Raw genomic sequence first — 16,921 nt, forward strand, 5'->3', positions numbered from 1 at the left:
TTTTTTGACTACAGTCGATCGATCGGGATAGGCAAAGGTGACATTTTTTAGCTCTATTTCACCGCGTACTTGTGGTAAAGCTAAACTACCAGAATCAATCGCGATCGGAGTATCTAATAAATCCATAACTCGATTAGTCGAAGCCATGCCGCGTTGATAGAGATCTAATGTCTCACCTAAGCGCGTTAGCGGCCATAGTAAGCGTTGGGTGAGATAAATTAGGATGCTGTAAGTACCCACTCCCAATTGACCGTTGACAGCCGAAATACCGCCGAGTAATAAGGTCATTGTAAAACTAAATAATACCGCCATCCGAATTAAGGGGACGAATGCTGCACTCACCGCGATCGCGCGCCGATTGCTCTGACGATAGGCTTCGCTATCAGCGCGGACTCGATCGAGTTCGTAGGCTTCGGTGGTAAAGCTTTTAATCGTGGTAATTCCACCTAGATTATTAGCTAATCGACCATTTAACAAGCCAACTTTTTCGCGCACGTTGGCATAATAAGGTGCGAGTTTTTTCTGAAACCAAATCGAGCCGATAATAATTAGCGGAATCGGTACCATCGACCACCAAGCCAGCGATGGAGCTAGTACGAAAAATACGCCGCCGATGACGATCGCATTAGTCACTACTTGAATAATCTCATTCGCACCGACATCTAAGAATCGTTCTAACTGATTGATGTCATCGCCCAAAATTGCCATCAGATTGCCAGTACTCTGATTTTCAAAGTAAGCTAATTCTAATTGTTGAATGTGTCCGTAAGCATCGAGCCTCAGATTGTGCTGAATTTTTTGAGATAGATTGCGCCAGAGATTGGTATAGACATATTGAGATAGTGATTCTAGCACCCAGACGATGACAGTAATTATCGTCAGCATTACTAACTGTTGTTCTACATTCTTGATTCCCCAATTAGCAATGAATGAGTCTTGCTTTTTGACAACTACATCTACTGCCATCCCAATTAAAATTTCTGGAGCGACATCGCAGAGTTTATTAAATATTGAAGCAATTGCCGCTTGCCAAGTTTTTCCGCGATATTGTCGTCCGTATGCGAGTAATCTCTGGAGGGGATGCGAGGTACTATTCATGTGTGTGGCTAACGGTGGCATTCCTTATTATATTAGTGCCGATCCGTTGACGTAGTCTCTCCTTGGGAGAATCGACAGATCGCCATAAACCTCGGAGCGATCTTGGTTCTATAAATTAAAATGGTACGCAATCTCGCCAGTTCAGTGCCATTGATTTTTAAAAACCGCAATGCGGGAATTAATTGGGGGATAATTAGAGAATGCTCGATCGCACCAACCGAGCGGTCGAGCGTAACGTTGGAGCAGAACGCGATCGGATCGACAGCCAAGGAGTTCGGTGAGAAAACGCATCTGTCCTTTACCCAGTCAGCATCCGATCGCCCAATTGCGATCTTCACCCCGATCGATTAGAGCTGTATAATTTGGCGCGATCTGCGAGAATAGTAATGTTAATGAGGAGATCGATCGATGAGTAACCGAGACGGATTTAATGGTGGATTTTGGCTGGGAACGCTTGTCGGCGGCGTAGTTGGCGGCATCGTGGGGGTAACGATTGCCGAGCGACGCGCCAATCGGCTTGAAGATGACGATCGCACTAGACTCTCAGGCGATGGCGATAAGAGACCGCTCAAATCCAGCCGCAGCCGGAGAATGGATCGGATGGAAATGGCGCGGCGAAGTTTGGATGATAAAATTAATGACTTGAATAATGCGATCGATTCCGTCAGATCGTCGATTTCGCCCGTTCCTGGCGAACCGAACGATCGCCAAAATGAAGATATCGAAGCTAGCAGCAAACCGCAACACCCACTCGATCCCCAGAGCTAATTTGGGAGATTTGTCAGAGCCAGATTGTTTAGTCGGTTAGTACGGTATGCCAGACAATCCATAAATACCAGTCGATCGGTTAAACTAGGTGTAGCAAGTTTTCGATCGTACAATCATCTTTTATGGACAACGCAGCAATCGCGCCCCTACTATTTGTCAGCATTTCTAAATTCTTAGAATATTATTCGTATATTCTATTTGTCAGGTTATTACTAACCTGGTTTCCTAACATCGACTGGATGCAGCAAATTATCGGGTTCCTAAGTCCGATTACCGATCCTTACCTCAATCTCTTCCGGTTCGTACCCCCAATCGGCTCGATCGATCTATCCCCCATTATTGCGATTTTTGCCTTGCAATTTGCCATGTCAGCAATGGAATCACTGGCTCCAGCAATATCTTTTTAAGTGAAATTAGGGGTTAGAGCTGCAAACCCCAATTTTACTGCTCTAAATTTTGTCATTCGCGATTCCCGTTCCGGGAGGCTCCGCCAACGCATCGCCAACCATCGATATTTCTAACGTGACAACCACAACACTAATTTATCTTGCTTTACTGCTAACGACCCTCATCGGGGTGATTGGTGCGGTCATACCAGTCATGCCTGGGCCGATTTTAATTTTAGGTGCGTCGATCGGTGCCGGATTACTATATAACTGGGACAACGCCACGATCGCGATCGTCGTCTCCAGTGTCGTCTTTGTGATGTGTTTTGCGATCGAGCAGTTATCGGGCATCTGGGGCGCACAAAAAGCTGGAGCCAGTCATTGGGGTCAAATCGGTTCGCTCGTCGGTTTAATCCTCGGATTTATTGGGCTGCTGCCCGCTTTACCTGTCGGGGGGCCGATCGTTGGGCTATTTTTTGGGCCATTCATCGGTGCGGTAGTGGGTGAGTTATTATATCCCCGCCAAGCACCACTGGGAGACAGATTTACAATCTCGGTTAAAGCTGGTGTCGGTATTGTCTTAGGTTCGGTTATCGGTCTGATTATTCAAGGTCTATTATCGCTATTTGCAGCGATCGTTTTTATCTCAACTACGTGGCATTTAGGCATGGGCATTAGTTAAAACTCAAATATCTGCGATCGCACAACAGTCGATATAAGATACTCCATTTCCGCTCAAAGAGTATAGATTAGCTTTTTCCTTGTGCCCTCTGCGCTCTTCGCGTGCCTCTGCGGTTAAAAAAAGGTCTCTGAGAGTAATAGGGTAGAAGTATTATCTATATTCTTCTGGCGGGAAGGGAGTATTGGAATCAGATCTAGGTTGACTATTTACTCGGCGAACATTTAATCGATCGCTCAAACTGCCTGGGTTTGTTGCATGGTGGCAATAACGACGGTGATATTATCGCTACCACCATGTTGTTTGGCGGCATCGATTAAGGCTTGAGCCGCAATGCCTTCGGTTTCGGCTTGGAGGTGAATGGCGATTTCGTCGTGGGGTACTTCTTCGGTCAAACCATCGCTACAGAGTAAGATCCGATCGTTAGCATTAATATCTTGAGTTTGAATATTAATTTGGCGTAAATCGCGACGACCGAGGCAATGAGATAAAACGTGGCGGAGAGGATGAACTCTGGCTTCATCGGCGTTGAGCTGACCTAATTTCATCGCTCTAGCGACCCAGGTATCATCTTCGGTAATTAGGTCTAATTTGTCGCCTCGGAGCCGATAGAGGCGGGAATCGCCGACGTGCGCCGACCATACTAAGTCATCGCGGAATAAAATCGCGACGAGGGTGGTACCCATATCGGCGCGTTGGGCGTTTTGTTCTTGATCGGCGACAATCGCTTCGTTGGCGGCAATTAGGGCTTGGGCAAGGAGATTTTTGGTATCGGGTTCGGTTTCCCAATTGCTGTCGAGATACGAATGGGAAGTTTCAATGGCTATTCTACTGGCTTCTTCGCCACCAGCATGACCGCCCATCCCATCAGCAACTATAAAAAATCGTCCATCAGGATCGATGTAGTATGCATCTTGGTTGGCACTGCGTACCATCCCTTTATCCGAAAGACCTGCGAACAACGATTTCATAATCTAATGCCTGTACCGATTAATAAGCCAAAATTTTAGAGCGGACGAAGGATCGAAACAACGGTATTTGGAATTTGACGATCGGTTTACTCCCCTGACTCGATCGGGTCGCGTCCGCCGTGCGGAATCGACTCTAAAATTTGTTGGGTAGTTGCGATCGTCAATATCTATAGTACCCAGATTGGCACCGATCGATCGCTAGTTTAAGACATTCGATCTTGGCGATCTAGTTTCCGCGTTTGCCGAAACCACATTACCAGCGAGATTGCCGCGATCGCCCCAACTACTCCCGCCGCGATCGTGTATTGATTGACAAATAGCATCGTAGCAGACAATGTAAATGTCGCGACTAAGATTGCATAATTTGTGTTTTGCTGCACGGCACTGAGCCTGCGTAAATAACGATCGGTTTCGCTGGCGCGGACTCGCACGCGGATGTCGCCGCGCTCTAATTTTTCGATGGTGTCTTCGAGGCGACGCGGCAATCCGAGCGCGGAAGATCCGACTTGGGCGGCTTGTCTGCCGATTTCGGCGAGAAAGGTGTTGGCATCGGGGGTATTGTTACCGTTACTGTTCATAATTTGGAAGGCGAAGGGTTGAGCGGCGGACATGAAGTTAAAATCGGGATCGAGTCCTTTACCGACACCTTCGATGGTGGAAAATGCCCGCATGACGAAGGTAAAGGTGGCGGGGAAGCGGAAGGGCTGCCCGTAAGCGATATCATAAAGATCGTCGGTAATTTGGGCGATCGATTGCGATTCTAGGGGTTTATCGAGGAAGTTATCGAGCAGGTATTGGATCGATCTGCGAATCGGATCGGTATCGGCATCGGCAGATACGGCTCCGAGGGCGACTAATCCACTCACAACGCGGTTGGCATTCCGTCCGGCGATGGCTAAGAGGGTATCCATCAGCTTTTCTTTAGTACCGGGGGCGATCCGTCCCATCATCCCAAAATCATAGAAGATTAATGCTCCTGTTTTTGGTTCGATCGCGACATTTCCCGGATGGGGATCGGCATGGAAAAAGCCATCGGTGAGCAGTTGTTGGAGATAGGCGGTGGCACTTTGACTGGCGATCGTTTGTCGATCGAGTCCAGCGGCTTCTATGCCTTCATAGTTGCTGATTTTAATCCCCGGTAGGTACTCTAATGTCAGCGTCCGGGTGGAGGAATATCGCCAGTAGACGCGGGGTACCATCACCCAATTTTGCGCCCTAAAGTTCCGCCGAAAAGTATCGGCATTTTGCCCTTCGCTGATATAGTCGGTTTCTTCCCACAAAATCCGACAGCATTCATCATATATACCCAACCAGTCGCGTCCGCCCTGTCCCCATTTCGGATGATTTTGGAAGTATTTAGCAATCCCCCGCAAAATTTCGAGATCGATCGTAAATAATTTATGCAGTCCCGGACGTTGGACTTTGACGACGACTTCTTCACCCGTATACAATCGGGCTAGGTGTACTTGCCCTAGGCTAGCTGCGGCGATCGGAACTTGCTCGAAGCTGGCATATAATTCGGGAATGGTTTTACCTAAATCTCGCTCGATAATTTCGGCGACTTGGGCATAACCAAAGGCTGGTACCCGATCTTGTAATTTAGAAAGTTCTTCGACATATTCGATCGGAAACAAATCGGCACGAGTTGAAAATAGCTGCCCTAATTTGATGAAGGTCGGCCCTAATTCCAAAAACGTATCCCGAATCCAAATTGCTTGCTTGCGTCGTCTAGCGGCCTGTTTTGCCTCAGTGTAGCCACTAAGATAGCTCCACTTCTTCCCGTCAATCCAGGAACCATTGAGGAATGTTAGGAAAAATGACCAAATATCAAACTTCCGTCGCCGCCGCGAATAATTCTGCCGATTCCATCGGTAGGCGCGGTTGTCACTACTAAGCTGAGGATCTGTCACAAGTTGCGGCATGGAGATAGCGGATGACTCTGGGACAGGATCGTGAGATGAGATCGGCGAGCTAAGGTTTGCCGCTGTTGATGTAGCTGCTTCGTTTCGATCGAGCCTTGCCTCTGGCATTCCGGCTCTGCTTTGGCTCTGCTGAGGATTAATTGTTACGGGTGGGGTAGCCGGAGCATCGCTAGACGGTAGACAAGGTTCGGAGATAGCAGTCATTTCGATTTTGGAGGTGGGATTAGCTTTGATGGCGATGTCTTTGAATTTCAGCTCTGAGTCTGGCAATTTCGGCGCGGAGATCGTCGATCGTTTCTTGGACATCGACAGTGCGACCAGTTGCGGATACTGTCGTAGTATACCCACCAGTGTTAGCCGTCTCTCGTGCGGCTCGATCGATTACTTCTTGGGTAAAGTTGCGGAGTTTTTCACCTTGTTCGGCGTTGATTTTGCCTAGTTCGCTCAGGGTATAAGTTAGCGTTTCACCTAGTTTGTCGTTGAGGCTTTGAGCGAGCGCGCGCCCGACAAAAAAACTATTGAGTGAAGGTTTGGTCATAGTTTTGTAGATGACTGACTGAGATTGTGCTTCCGTAAAGAATTATAACGCGATGCATGTGGCTGATGGAACTACCGATCGACTTTGGATTTTGGATTTTGGATACTCCGGCTATGCTCAGTACAAGTTTTGGATTTTGGATTGACAATCGATCTATCCGTGGCAACTGCGATAGTAGCCTGGGGATGAATCCCCAGGTGGTGCATGGCGAAGCTAAAAAAACAGGTACTGTATCCGTCAAAGATACAGTACCTGCAAAAATTAATTTAATGTGGAAGAAATCACTATCCACACTTCTCCTTAGGGAGACGCTCCGCTACGGCTGTCGCTCAGTGCAAGCTATCCACTAAATTAAGATTTAGCTTCTAGACGGGCGTAGAACAAACCGCGAATTTTGACTTCTTTAGGATCTAGCGCACCTAAATCGGTATCCGAAGGCTGTTCGCTTTCAAAAATACCAGCGATTTCGCCAGTAGCACTGTTGACTTTAGCAACTTCAAAGTTGATTTTACCTTTGCCAGTTTGGGCGCGTTTAGTGTTCTTACGATCGCCTTCCCGACTTTTTGCTTCAGCTTGAAGAGCGTTGGCATTATCGTAACCACTAGCAACACCGCGACCTTTAGGATCGAGGAAGACGTTACCACGGTATGATGGTACTTTGTATTCGCCTGCAAAATCAGTAGAAGTAGTGATGCTTTCTACACCAGGTTGGCTGCTTGCTACTAACTCTTTAACGGTAAAGAGGAAAGGTACTAGTTCGCCACCGGGCATTTTGACAGTGATGGCTTGGAAATCCAGCCCATCTTCTTCTTTAAAAGTGAGTGTTCGATCGTCTGATAATGAGACGGTGCCTCTAATCTGGTCGAGACTGGAAGTAGCGCGCGTCACTAATTTACCTACAACAAATTCAGCTTCCTGACGTTTATTTTGAGGTTCTTCTTTGACAAAGTAATTAGTAGGTTGGATGCACATATCAACCAACTGATATGTTTTGGCAGCATCTAACGGAATTGACCCCCGGCTGGTATCATCGATAGCCGGACAGTTATTGGCCATCCCAGTGCCTCGAATATCTTCGTAAGTAAGTACAGTTGTTGCCGATACAGGTGCATCACTGCAAGCCGTCAACAAGCCAATACAAATGGCTAGCAGAGCGGCGACTAATCCGCGAAATTTCATGATGAACCTCAATCTTTGATATGTTTTATGTTATTACAGTTTTTGGCTAGCGAATGCGACGCATCTAGAAATTGCTCTTTAAGACTGCGTTCGATTGTCGCTACAGGCACAGTAAGATCGTTGTCTTGTCGATTTTGTATTTTACAACGCGCGTGCCGTCTGCGTATCATCCGAGTGTAAATGATTTGAGAATCTTTAGAGTCTTAGCCATCGACAGTCTCGGCAATGTAAATTTATATTAAATATATTCGACAAATTAAGTTAAATGAAAACCGATAAAAACGCATCTTCACCTTTACAACCAACCACTAACGAATCGCCAGCAACGACAGCACAGCAACAGCTCGATCGGATTGTCGCCCAAATCCACGAAATTGCCGATCGAGATCGGACAGATCCGTTAGCATTGCTGCAATTATTACGGACGCTCGAACAAATCCATCGCGAAATTCAGGAAGGTTATTTCCAATCGGCTCTACCCGATAGTCGTCAATCTTTGTATGCGCTGCTGCGTGATATTGAAGAAAATGGGGGCTGGCCTTATATTCAACGCTGGAAACTCCAGGAATTATTTGCCAATCTCTTAGATGGAGAAACATAGCATTTAGATGCCTTCGTCACAGTCAAACTGCTTGAAGATTGGATATATTGAAAGATATTAAAGTTAGGTAATTCGGCTGGACTTTGAGATCGGGATACCAACCAATTTGTTGAAGCTGGTAAAATTTTTAGTGTAAACATTCTAGTCTCAACTGCACGATCGAACTGCTTGCTGGCCTGTAGCAGCAACCGAGTAAATTATCGCAGTCAATCGTCTAGCAGCTCTGAGCAGAAGTATTATTGCGTTGCTACAGATCGAGATGACATTGAACTATGAAAATATGCATGACAATCTAAACGACCAGCCAGAAATTCCGGTAGATTCTCATCCCGATCTCCAACAACATCCTCAGGACGAGCGCGAGTACTATAACAGAGGTAGGTTGCGGGATTTGGGTGGCGATCGTGAGGGTGCGCTAGCCGACTACAATTGTGCAATTCAAATCGCTCCCAATTATGCTAAAGCGTATGTCAATCGGGGGCTGTTGCGCGATCGGTTGGGCGATCGTCAGGGTGCATTATCAGATTACGATCGGGCGATCGAACTCGACGATCGCAGTAGCACGAGTTATTACAATCGCGGCAATGTTCGCTATCGGCTCGAAGATCTCCACGGTGCGGTATCTGACTACGATCGTGCCATTCGACTGGATTGTACGCGACCTAAATTGTATTATAACCGGGGGATGGCGAGAGTTTATTTGGGCGATCGCCTGGGCGGCAGAGAAGATCTCCAAGCCGCAGCAGAGTTATTTCGCCAGCAAGATCGCGATTGGGATTATCAACGCACGCTAGAAAAAATTCAGGAAGTTTAGCTGGGGGAGAGCGGCAACTCCGCTCTGAAAATGCTGACGTTATTCGATCGCTCTAATCTTGGCGATCGTTGACGACATCATGCGGATTATAGCGGTTTTATTTTTAAAAACCAGCATCAGATCCGGTTTCGATTCTCATCACGAGCATCGCTGGGGGGAGAGAGCCTCGCTAGTAACATCCCGCTCGCTCACCCAAGCGATATTTGCAACTTTGCGCTCGGTGGCAATTTGACGAATATTGTCTCGATCTGAATCTGCGGTGAGATACATCTCAACCCGCAGCGACTCCGACTTCGAGCGCAACAGATTGGCATGAATGAGTGCGGCAGCGACAGCAGTAGGATCGATCGCCACTACCAACCAGTCCGGTTTGGCAGTGAAATGAGGCATGGCGGGGCTGGTTTGGAGGATTTGCTGTAAGTCCTCGATATTGAGGGCAAAGCCCACTCCAGGGAAGTTTTGCCCCTGTGGGTGATAGAGTGCCAAGAGTCGATCGTACCGTCCGCCTTTACCGAGAATATAAGTGCGATCTTCGTCGATGCCAACGGCTTCAAACACGATGCCAGTATAGTAATCGAAAGTCTGAATCAGACTTAAATCTAAAATTGGCTCATCGGCATTGGGGTTGGCACTAGCTAGTAATTCGATTAATGTTTGTAAATGTGCGATCGTGGCTTGACTGGCAGGATCTAGTTCGAGCCGAGCCAATTTTGCTAAGACGAGGGTGGGATTGCCGCGTAAGTCTAGTAACGAGAGGGCAAGATCTTGATGTGCTGGCGTGAGTGGTAATCGTTCGAGTGTAACTCGATCGAGATGTGCCAAACAATGCCGAATTTGAGTCCGAAATTCGATCGGAAACTGCGCGAGTAGAGCTTGACTCAAACCCGCTTCGCCCAAAATTAGCCGCCAATTGGGCACTCCAAGAGATTTCAAGCAATCCATCATCAGCAGAATGGCTTCGACATCGGCGACAATGCCACCGACACCTAAAAGTTCGATGCCAGCTTGATAAAATTCTTGTTGACGACCGTGATGTTCGAGATCGGCACGCCGGAAGACATTGGCATTATAATACAACCGTTGGGGATATAAGTCTCCCATCCGCGCGACCGCTGCACGGGCAATCGAAGCAGTTAATTCTGGTCGTAAACCTAGCGTACCACCTTCGCCACCAGGAATTTGAATCACGGTTTCCCGATCGACTGCTCCGCCGGCAATTAACGTTTCGAGGCGTTCGAGAGTAGAAGTAATAATTCGGTGATAGCCCCAACGATGAAATACGCTCTGGATGCCTTTTTCCACCCACCGTTTTTGGGCGACATCGAGCGGGAGCAGATCGCGCGCGCCAGGAACGTAAAAATTGGCAGCCGCGTTGCGGTTGCTGGTACCGAGCATCCCTAAGCTCCGTTCGACACTAGCAACCTCTTCCCCAGCAAGAGGATGGGGATTGTCGCTGGGTTCGGTTAGTAAAATCGGATGGCGATCGGTCATGGCTTTAGAATTGGCAACTGGCAACTTTCTAATTTTAATCGATCGGTTGTCGATCGTTGCCATTTTTGCTGTTACTTTTTACCGCCAAATAAGCCACTAAACATCCCTTCACTAGGCTTTTTAGCCGCAGTTTTGCCGTTAGCATTACTCGCATTCGGATTTGATAACCGCTCGAATTCTTGCTTGGCTTGTAGTACTTGAGGATCTTTAGGCGCGAGTTGAATGGCTTTATTAATCGAAAGTTTTGCCATCGTGGTTTGTTGCTGATACAGGTAAACCAATCCCAATAGAGTGTGAGCGCGAGCGTTATTTGGCTCGGCACTAATTACCTCTTTAATTTCGGGTACGGCTTTGAGCCAGTTTTTCTTGCTCATGTAATCTTCAGCCCGCCGCAACGCACCTTCAGTCGGTGAGGGTTTATTTAGTTCTGTAGATGTTGTTTCTTTGCTAGCAATGTTGCTAGGATTGGCTGCTGTGGGTGGCGTAGATCTGACTGACTGTAACTGTTTGCGTAACAGATACACCATATTCAGTTCGCTAATTTGATTGATAGTTATTTCGCTCTGGCTCAAGTCTGAATATTGTTCGGTGGCTAGTTGCGTTAATAACCTGTCGTAAACCCGCTCGAAGTCATTACCACTTTGGTACAGTTGTTGACACAACGGATCGGCAATTTGAATCTGACTACTTTCTTCGACTAATCTCTTGCCCAGCAGTTCGAGCATGATGATCTGCTCTTGAAGTTGAGACTGGCGCGATAGTTGCCCATATGCATGGGTAATCAGCCGCGAAAATAATCTCACTGCTAATGCTTTCTCTGCCTCAGTTTTCCAATGAGAACTATCTGGATGTAGTAATCTGGCAATGCTCTGATAGCGTTCTCGGATATTTATTTCTCCAGCATTCACACTCACGCCCAGAATAGCGTGTCGATCTGTGAATTCAAACCGAAATAATCCTCGATCTAATTGAAAACTCATACACTTTCGATCCGCAGCAACAGGAGTCTTGTGGGTGAACATTCGCCCATTCAGCAGTCAGAGCGGCTTGTCAACGATCTTGACTCGACGACTTTGCTACTTATCCGAGTCGTTCGCAATGCTCGGACTCGATGGGGCACATCATCTATATATTCCCCATTTCAAGATCGATATTTACGTTTGTACCAAATTTATTTTGATGAGGTTTTAGGCTTTAGGCTTTAGGCTTTAGGTAATCTAGATTGACGATTTCGGCTGGAAAGCTTCTGAGGACTATGTTTCATGTGTATTGGATAGCACCAAAATCACCAGACTAGCAGCAATATAACTATCTAACAGAATCTATAGCAATCGCTCACGAGCGGTTAAGACATGCAAAAATCCTTGAAAGTTAGATCCCCGACTTCTTAGAGAAGTCGGGGATCTGTCCGCAGCGATATGGCAACAGCTATAAAACCTAAAACCCAAAACCTAAAGCCTAATACCTAAAACCTAAATCCAAGACCAAGGCTCGATCTGAGCGACATGTAGCAGTTCCTGGCTCAGTTCGTCGTGGAGTCGGCTGTTAGTTGCCAGAATGCGACCCGATCGAATATCAAATGGGGTGCGATCGTAAGCGGTAACAATCCCGCCAGCAGCCTCTACAATCGCCACGCCTGCTGCTAAATCCCAGGGAGATAGTCCCCGCTCCCAATAGCCATCGAGCCTGCCACAGGCGACGTAAGCCAGGTCTATGGAGGCTGCACCCGCACGTCTGACACCTTGGGTAATGTGGGTGAGATAGCAAAATTCTTGATAATTATTATCTTTGGTTTCGCGACGATCGTAGGCAAATCCCGTCACTAGTAGACTTTGAGCGAGTTTTTCTACGTTAGAAACCCGAATCGGTTTGTCGTTGCAAGTGGCTCCGAGTCCTGCCGCACCGCTAAATAATTCGCGATGGAATGGGTCAAAAATCGCGCCCACCATTGGCACGCCGTTAATTAACAACCCGATCGAAGCTGCCGAAAATGGATATTGATGGGCATAATTTGTCGTACCATCGAGGGGATCGATCGCCCAGAGATATTCGGCATCGAGGCTGCCAAACTGTCCCGATTCTTCAGCTAAAATTGAATGCTCTGGAAAATTATTGCGAATTATTTCTAAAATAACCGCTTCGGCTTGTTTGTCTGCTTCGGTCACCAAATCGCCCGGACGACCTTTTTCGACGATCGATTCTAGTTTACCCCAACAAGCTTGTAATACCGATCCGGCTGCTAATGCGGCGGTGTTGGCGACTTCTAGATATTTAGCAAGTTGCGCGGCTGTCGGTGTCACGACCGTAGCGGACGATTGGGGTGAGTTCATTGGCTCGATTTACGTTATACAAACATCCAGCCATTATCTTACAATAACAATGCGATCGACACTAAAGTAGCCACTCTGTAAAAATTCCCCAATCATCGGGAGATCGACCCAGAATCAACATCCGATCGCTATCTAATTAGAGCTGGTAGTTGCTGACATAGTGCCAACAAGCTCGTAGTGTCTTTTGGTTTCCATATAAAATTGACGATGTGGCTGTAACTGCTGATAATAAAGCCCGATTGCTTGCTGGATCACTAACGCACTGTCTTGGTTGGTATGGTTTTGGATTTCTTCCAACTGTCTAGCGGCTTCTGGATCTAATTGAATAATAATTTGCATATAATAAAGCTCCGATTTTAAATACTAAATATTACCTCAAGCGTAAACAATATTTTTGGTATTGCCATCTATCGATCGAGAGATATTTCACATCTAATTTACTTGCCGAGATCGACAAGTCGATCTCGGCATCAAAAAAGATCGCTTAACTTTACAGGCGTAACTCTAATTTAGTCGATCGATATTTAGCATTTAAACGTAGTTAATCTAAATTTACACAGCCACAGCCGACGACAACTTAACAATCAATCGCCAGATGACAAGTTTTTCGGTAAAATGCTAATACGACTAACCACTCACTCCCTAACTTTGATGGTCATGAACCCAGCAGCAACCCAGGAAACCAGCACTAAGGCGAATGAACCCAGCGAAAAGATGCTGGAAGCCATGAGACATTTTTCCGAAACTTATGCCAAAAATACAGATACCTACTTCTGTGTCGATCTTTCGGTAACAGCGGTGGTGATTAAAGGCTTGGCAAAAAATAAGGAAGAGCTGGGTTCTCCCCTTTGCCCCTGTCGTCATTACGAAGATAAAGAAGCTGAAGTCAAAGCGGCGTTTTGGAACTGTCCCTGCGTCCCCATGCGCGAACGCAAAGAGTGTCACTGTATGTTGTTCCTAACTCCAGATAACGACTTTGCTGGAGAAATGCAAGAGATTTCCATTGAAGAAGTTAGAGCAGTATAATTTGTCAGCCGATTGTAACTGTAGTCGATCGCGCTAACCGATCGCTACATTTTTAATCGATCGAACCCAGCGATCTCCAGTATCGATCTCGACTGTTTCGCTCGACAATCTGACAACGATGCGATTGATAGTCTCCGTACGCCGCAATGGTAAAATGTCTGTGAGCGGTCGATCGATCGCTAAATCTTAACTATTTTGAGCTTCAACCTCATGTCTGGCAATGAACAGAGCGATCTAAATCCAACTATTCCGATCGATCGGATTAAGTATGACGATCGTGGTTTAGTGCCCGCGATCGTTCAAGATTACTTGGATGGTACCGTATTGATGATGGCGTGGATGAATAGTGAGTCTTTAGCTAAAACCATCGCGACAGGTGAAACTTGGTTTTGGAGTCGTTCGCGTCAGGAATTTTGGCATAAAGGCGCGACGAGCGGACACATTCAACATGTCAAAGCATTGCGCTACGACTGCGACAGCGACGCGCTGCTAGTCACCGTCGAGCAAGTTGGCGATATTGCGTGTCATACCGGAGAGCGCAGTTGTTTCCACCAGTTAACGGTAGATACCAAAGCCGCACCACCCGCCGATACCCTATCAGATTTATACCAGACAATCTGCGATCGTCGCGACAATCCGCAAGCAGGTTCTTATACCCAGAGTCTATTTGCTGGCGGCGATAATAAAATTCTTAAAAAAATTGGCGAAGAAGCAGTCGAAGTAGTCATGGCATGTAAAGACGATCGACCCCCAGAAATTGCAGGCGAAGTTGCCGATCTGTTCTATCATACTCTCGTCGCCCTCGCCCACCATCGCGTCAGTCTCCGAGATGTCTATCGCCAATTACAACAGCGTCGGAAATAATCGACTTCTTGCAGAAGTCAGATTTTAGGCTTTAGGCTTTAGGCTTTAGGGAAAACCATAGCGGGGTTGGGTCGGACGGGAAACCTGTCCACGATCCATACCCAAGCAGGTCTAATAATCATTTTTAGATTGGGTCGGTGGGTATATTTCCTGGGAATCACCCAAAATCTACAGACTGAAACCTAAAGCCTAAAACCTAATACCTAAAACCTAAAGTATGCTAATAGAAATCGCTCAAAAAACTCGCCTAGCCGCACAACACCTAGCCAATCTTCCTAGTGCAGCTAAAAATGCCGCCATCGAAGCAATTGCCACATCATTAGAAAGCCACGCCGATGAAATTGTCGCGGCGAATGCCAACGATTGCGAAGCGGCTGCAAGTGAAATTGCCCCCGCCTTATATGCACGATTGAAACTAGATGCGACCAAACTCAAAGGCGCGATCGTCGGCGTGCGAGATGTGGGCAAATTAGCCGATCCAGTCGGTCAAATTCAGATTCATCGTACCCTCGATACCGGACTGGTTTTACAGCGTGCTAGCTGCCCTGTAGGTGTCTTAGGTGTAATCTTTGAAGCTCGTCCTGATGCGGTGATTCAGATTGCCAGCTTGGCAATTAAATCGGGTAATGGCGTAATTTTAAAAGGTGGCAAAGAAGCGATCGCATCCTGTACTGTATTAGTCAAAGCAATTAAAGCAGGGTTGGCTAAATCTGAAGTAAACCCCGATGCCATTCAGCTTTTAACGACTCGATCGGAAACCAGCGAATTACTCAAATTAGATCGCTATGTCGATTTAATTATCCCGCGCGGTTCTAATGAATTTGTTAAATACGTTCAAGATAATACTCGCATTCCCGTACTCGGACATGCCGATGGCATCTGTCATTTATACGTCGATAGTGACGCAGATTTCGAGAAAGCGATCGCGATTACCATCGATTCTAAAACCCAGTATCCCGCAGCCTGTAACGCGATCGAGACATTATTAATTCACCAATCGATTGCCGCTAAATTCTTACCAATTATTATCGATCGATTACAGGCGCATGGAGTCGAAATTCGACTCAGCCAATTCGGACACGAAATTTTAGGTAATAATGGCGATTTGACGATCGATTTAGCCATCGCCACCGATTGGGCGACTGAATATAGCGATCTCACTCTGGCAATTCAAATTGTCCCCGATCTCGAAGCAGCAATTACTCATATCAATACCTACGGTTCGCGTCATACCGATTGTATTGTCACCGAAAATAATACCGCTGCTAAAGCATTTCTCGATCGAGTCGATGCGGCAAATGTTTTCCAAAATTGTTCGACTCGATTTTCAGACGGATTCCGGTATGGTTTCGGTGCTGAAGTTGGGATTAGTACTCAAAAAATGCCCCCGCGTGGGCCAGTTGGCTTAGAAGGATTGGTTACTTATAAGTATCAACTAACTGGCACCGGACAAATTGTCGCCACATATACTGGCGAGGATGCTAAACCATTTACACATCAAGATATATAATCGGTCTATACCTTCTTCCCAGCATAAATATCCTGTGGATTTACACCAGTACTATGAAGATATTTATAGATAATTTGTAACCTTTGTTCGGCGATCGTCACCCGATGCTCTAATTGACTGGCTTTATCCTCTGCTGCGGTGGTTAATTTAATTTGAGCTTGCAACTTTTGTTCTAATCTTTTAATTATCGACCAAGATTGGTCTGGATTAATATCTTGTTGTTTTTGCTGAATTCTTTTAGCTAAATCTTCAGATGATTGGAGCTTAAATCCAGTCATTGCCGTCGGATCGACAGTTACAATCTCGGCTTGGGGCTGAAGAATGCCAGTAGTTCCAGTACTCTCTTGCATAATTTGAGCGAGCCACAGTACTTTATCTTCCCGACTGAGAACGAGCTGTCCAGCGATCGTTTTAATCGTAAACTTACCTGCATTAACAATAATGTTCTGAACGGGATACCAGTTATTTTTAAAACTGACCAGAATATCCATATTAAACCGCTGCTTATCTTGGAATCTTTCCGTCGGCCACCACTTTTTCCATAAAATTGCTGGATCGGTGTTCCAAATTCGGTAGCCAGCCGGAGTTATATAATGTTTGTACTCAATAAAGCCAGGACGAGTAGCATCGCCAAACATCACAAAATCTTGTGCGATTAACAAGCGATCGATTAATTCTAAGAATGGCGAACTGTGCTTGACAATTACCGTTTTCGGCTTATTTTGTAAATACATAATCGCGATT

The 16,921-nt window shown here is 46.4% G+C and carries 20 protein-coding genes; 10 read left to right on the forward strand and 10 right to left on the reverse strand.

The window, feature by feature from the left end:
• Window positions 1-1,098: ABC transporter ATP-binding protein (locus Q0R35_RS18435; RefSeq protein WP_295621965.1), on the reverse strand; the 1,098-nt coding region annotated here is incomplete at its 3' end.
• Between the two features lie 120 nt (window positions 1,099-1,218).
• On the opposite strand from Q0R35_RS18435, the gene Q0R35_RS18440 reads away from it, so the two are divergent.
• The 4 genes from Q0R35_RS18440 to Q0R35_RS18455 all read left to right on the forward strand — a co-directional run bounded on the left by Q0R35_RS18440 (window position 1,219) and on the right by Q0R35_RS18455 (window position 2,934).
• Window positions 1,219-1,449, forward strand: coding sequence for a hypothetical protein (locus tag Q0R35_RS18440; RefSeq protein WP_295621968.1), 231 nt, complete (start codon window positions 1,219-1,221; stop codon window positions 1,447-1,449).
• Window positions 1,450-1,506: 57 nt separating this feature from the next.
• The gene (locus Q0R35_RS18445) at window positions 1,507-1,866 is read left to right on the forward strand and encodes a hypothetical protein (protein ID WP_295621971.1); all 360 of its coding nucleotides are present in this window, start codon (window positions 1,507-1,509) and stop codon (window positions 1,864-1,866) included.
• A 122-nt stretch (window positions 1,867-1,988) separates the two neighbouring features.
• Window positions 1,989-2,273, forward strand: a complete 285-nt coding sequence (locus Q0R35_RS18450) for a YggT family protein (protein WP_295621974.1) — start codon at window positions 1,989-1,991, stop codon at window positions 2,271-2,273.
• A 49-nt stretch (window positions 2,274-2,322) separates the two neighbouring features.
• A complete protein-coding gene (locus Q0R35_RS18455) occupies window positions 2,323-2,934 on the forward strand; it encodes a DUF456 domain-containing protein (RefSeq protein WP_295621978.1) in 612 nt (203 codons plus the stop codon).
• A gap of 233 nt (window positions 2,935-3,167) precedes the next feature.
• On the opposite strand, the gene Q0R35_RS18460 is transcribed toward Q0R35_RS18455, so the two are convergent.
• The 3 genes from Q0R35_RS18460 to Q0R35_RS18470 form a co-directional block, all read right to left on the reverse strand.
• Complete coding sequence (locus Q0R35_RS18460; RefSeq protein WP_295621980.1) at window positions 3,168-3,902, reverse strand: protein phosphatase 2C domain-containing protein; 735 nt, start codon at window positions 3,900-3,902, stop codon at window positions 3,168-3,170.
• A 203-nt stretch (window positions 3,903-4,105) separates the two neighbouring features.
• Window positions 4,106-5,824 (reverse strand): AarF/ABC1/UbiB kinase family protein, encoded by a 1,719-nt coding sequence (locus Q0R35_RS18465; protein WP_295622020.1) that lies wholly within the window; start codon window positions 5,822-5,824, stop codon window positions 4,106-4,108.
• A 223-nt stretch (window positions 5,825-6,047) separates the two neighbouring features.
• Complete coding sequence (locus Q0R35_RS18470; protein WP_295621983.1) at window positions 6,048-6,362, reverse strand: DUF6825 family protein; 315 nt, start codon at window positions 6,360-6,362, stop codon at window positions 6,048-6,050.
• 65 nt (window positions 6,363-6,427) lie between these two features.
• On the opposite strand from Q0R35_RS18470, the gene Q0R35_RS18475 reads away from it, so the two are divergent.
• Window positions 6,428-6,712, forward strand: coding sequence for a hypothetical protein (locus Q0R35_RS18475; RefSeq protein WP_295621986.1), 285 nt, complete (start codon window positions 6,428-6,430; stop codon window positions 6,710-6,712).
• Between the two features lies 1 nt (window position 6,713).
• Here Q0R35_RS18475 and Q0R35_RS18480 read toward each other — a convergent pair whose 3' ends face one another.
• Window positions 6,714-7,541, reverse strand: a complete 828-nt coding sequence (locus tag Q0R35_RS18480; protein ID WP_295621989.1) for a photosystem II manganese-stabilizing polypeptide — start codon at window positions 7,539-7,541, stop codon at window positions 6,714-6,716.
• A 265-nt stretch (window positions 7,542-7,806) separates the two neighbouring features.
• On the opposite strand from Q0R35_RS18480, the gene Q0R35_RS18485 reads away from it, so the two are divergent.
• Window positions 7,807-8,142, forward strand: a complete 336-nt coding sequence (locus tag Q0R35_RS18485; RefSeq protein ID WP_295621992.1) for a hypothetical protein — start codon at window positions 7,807-7,809, stop codon at window positions 8,140-8,142.
• A 280-nt stretch (window positions 8,143-8,422) separates the two neighbouring features.
• Window positions 8,423-8,956 (forward strand): hypothetical protein, encoded by a 534-nt coding sequence (locus tag Q0R35_RS18490; protein ID WP_295621995.1) that lies wholly within the window; start codon window positions 8,423-8,425, stop codon window positions 8,954-8,956.
• Window positions 8,957-9,094: 138 nt separating this feature from the next.
• On the opposite strand, the gene Q0R35_RS18495 is transcribed toward Q0R35_RS18490, so the two are convergent.
• The 4 genes from Q0R35_RS18495 to Q0R35_RS18510 form a co-directional block, all read right to left on the reverse strand.
• Window positions 9,095-10,351, reverse strand: coding sequence for an ATP phosphoribosyltransferase regulatory subunit (locus Q0R35_RS18495; RefSeq protein ID WP_366944946.1), 1,257 nt, complete (start codon window positions 10,349-10,351; stop codon window positions 9,095-9,097).
• A gap of 167 nt (window positions 10,352-10,518) precedes the next feature.
• Complete coding sequence (locus tag Q0R35_RS18500) at window positions 10,519-11,427, reverse strand: DnaJ domain-containing protein (protein WP_295622001.1); 909 nt, start codon at window positions 11,425-11,427, stop codon at window positions 10,519-10,521.
• A gap of 492 nt (window positions 11,428-11,919) precedes the next feature.
• Window positions 11,920-12,777 carry an inositol monophosphatase family protein gene (locus tag Q0R35_RS18505; RefSeq protein WP_295622005.1) on the reverse strand — a complete coding sequence of 286 codons (858 nt, stop codon included), beginning with the start codon at window positions 12,775-12,777 and terminating at the stop codon, window positions 11,920-11,922.
• Window positions 12,778-12,909: 132 nt separating this feature from the next.
• Window positions 12,910-13,116: a hypothetical protein gene (locus Q0R35_RS18510; RefSeq protein WP_295622008.1), complete on the reverse strand. Its 207-nt coding sequence runs from the start codon at window positions 13,114-13,116 to the stop codon at window positions 12,910-12,912.
• A gap of 312 nt (window positions 13,117-13,428) precedes the next feature.
• On the opposite strand from Q0R35_RS18510, the gene Q0R35_RS18515 reads away from it, so the two are divergent.
• The 3 genes from Q0R35_RS18515 to Q0R35_RS18525 all read left to right on the forward strand — a co-directional run bounded on the left by Q0R35_RS18515 (window position 13,429) and on the right by Q0R35_RS18525 (window position 16,177).
• Complete coding sequence (locus Q0R35_RS18515; RefSeq protein WP_366944945.1) at window positions 13,429-13,803, forward strand: ferredoxin-thioredoxin reductase catalytic domain-containing protein; 375 nt, start codon at window positions 13,429-13,431, stop codon at window positions 13,801-13,803.
• A 210-nt stretch (window positions 13,804-14,013) separates the two neighbouring features.
• Entirely contained in the window at window positions 14,014-14,667 is a 654-nt protein-coding gene (gene hisIE, locus Q0R35_RS18520; RefSeq protein ID WP_295622011.1) for a bifunctional phosphoribosyl-AMP cyclohydrolase/phosphoribosyl-ATP diphosphatase HisIE, read from the forward strand.
• Window positions 14,668-14,884: 217 nt separating this feature from the next.
• On the forward strand, window positions 14,885-16,177 hold the full coding sequence (locus Q0R35_RS18525; protein ID WP_295622014.1) for a glutamate-5-semialdehyde dehydrogenase: 1,293 nt from the start codon (window positions 14,885-14,887) through the stop codon (window positions 16,175-16,177).
• 5 nt (window positions 16,178-16,182) lie between these two features.
• Here the strand turns inward: Q0R35_RS18525 and Q0R35_RS18530 are convergent.
• Window positions 16,183-16,921 (reverse strand): hypothetical protein (locus Q0R35_RS18530; RefSeq protein WP_295622017.1); only part of this gene is annotated, 739 nt, incomplete at its 5' end.

Source organism: Chamaesiphon sp. GL140_3_metabinner_50, from assembly GCF_025361915.1.
GTDB lineage: Bacteria > Cyanobacteriota > Cyanobacteriia > Cyanobacteriales > Chamaesiphonaceae > Chamaesiphon.

What these genes read in the sequence shown, in the direction of transcription:
- Q0R35_RS18440 (WP_295621968.1), top strand. Translation starts at nt 1,219, where the DNA reads ATGGTACGCAATCTCGCCAGTTCAGTGCCATTGATTTTTAAAAACCGC.
- Q0R35_RS18445 (WP_295621971.1), top strand. Translation starts at nt 1,507, where the DNA reads ATGAGTAACCGAGACGGATTTAATGGTGGATTTTGGCTGGGAACGCTT.
- Q0R35_RS18450 (WP_295621974.1), top strand. Translation starts at nt 1,989, where the DNA reads ATGGACAACGCAGCAATCGCGCCCCTACTATTTGTCAGCATTTCTAAA.
- Q0R35_RS18460 (WP_295621980.1), bottom strand. Translation starts at nt 3,902, where the DNA reads ATGAAATCGTTGTTCGCAGGTCTTTCGGATAAAGGGATGGTACGCAGT.
- Q0R35_RS18465 (WP_295622020.1), bottom strand. Translation starts at nt 5,824, where the DNA reads ATGCCGCAACTTGTGACAGATCCTCAGCTTAGTAGTGACAACCGCGCC.
- Q0R35_RS18470 (WP_295621983.1), bottom strand. Translation starts at nt 6,362, where the DNA reads ATGACCAAACCTTCACTCAATAGTTTTTTTGTCGGGCGCGCGCTCGCT.
- Q0R35_RS18475 (WP_295621986.1), top strand. Translation starts at nt 6,428, where the DNA reads ATGGAACTACCGATCGACTTTGGATTTTGGATTTTGGATACTCCGGCT.
- Q0R35_RS18480 (WP_295621989.1), bottom strand. Translation starts at nt 7,541, where the DNA reads ATGAAATTTCGCGGATTAGTCGCCGCTCTGCTAGCCATTTGTATTGGC.
- Q0R35_RS18485 (WP_295621992.1), top strand. Translation starts at nt 7,807, where the DNA reads ATGAAAACCGATAAAAACGCATCTTCACCTTTACAACCAACCACTAAC.
- Q0R35_RS18490 (WP_295621995.1), top strand. Translation starts at nt 8,423, where the DNA reads ATGCATGACAATCTAAACGACCAGCCAGAAATTCCGGTAGATTCTCAT.
- Q0R35_RS18495 (WP_366944946.1), bottom strand. Translation starts at nt 10,351, where the DNA reads ATGCTCGGTACCAGCAACCGCAACGCGGCTGCCAATTTTTACGTTCCT.
- Q0R35_RS18500 (WP_295622001.1), bottom strand. Translation starts at nt 11,427, where the DNA reads ATGAGTTTTCAATTAGATCGAGGATTATTTCGGTTTGAATTCACAGAT.
- Q0R35_RS18505 (WP_295622005.1), bottom strand. Translation starts at nt 12,777, where the DNA reads ATGAACTCACCCCAATCGTCCGCTACGGTCGTGACACCGACAGCCGCG.
- Q0R35_RS18510 (WP_295622008.1), bottom strand. Translation starts at nt 13,116, where the DNA reads ATGCAAATTATTATTCAATTAGATCCAGAAGCCGCTAGACAGTTGGAA.
- Q0R35_RS18515 (WP_366944945.1), top strand. Translation starts at nt 13,429, where the DNA reads ATGGTCATGAACCCAGCAGCAACCCAGGAAACCAGCACTAAGGCGAAT.
- hisIE (WP_295622011.1), top strand. Translation starts at nt 14,014, where the DNA reads ATGTCTGGCAATGAACAGAGCGATCTAAATCCAACTATTCCGATCGAT.
- Q0R35_RS18525 (WP_295622014.1), top strand. Translation starts at nt 14,885, where the DNA reads ATGCTAATAGAAATCGCTCAAAAAACTCGCCTAGCCGCACAACACCTA.